Below are 260 nucleotides of genomic sequence, written 5' to 3' on the forward strand. Positions count from 1 at the left end.
GGGTGCAAGGAATAATAGGGCCGACTGGAGCTATTGGTTCCCAAGGACCTCAAGGAATACAAGGTATAGTAGGCCCAACTGGAGCGCAAGGCTCTCAAGGTATGCAAGGTATACAAGGAATAACAGGTCCGACAGGTGCGCAAGGAATTAGAGGTCCCCAAGGGAATCTAGGAGAACACGGGATATCAGGTCCTCAAGGGGTGCAAGGTGCACAAGGTTTTGTGGGCCCCGAGGGACCACAAGGAAATATTGCGGCTACG

Annotated in this window: 1 pseudogene; it reads left to right on the forward strand. The window is 52.7% G+C overall.

The annotated features are described in order from the left end of the window. Window positions 1–260 (forward strand): annotated as a pseudogene (locus ACS2QP_RS28025) (collagen-like protein); the annotation flags it as partial.

Origin of the sequence: Bacillus cereus group sp. Bce019 (assembly GCF_051781745.1) — a bacterium.
GTDB lineage: Bacteria > Bacillota > Bacilli > Bacillales > Bacillaceae_G > Bacillus_A > Bacillus_A cereus.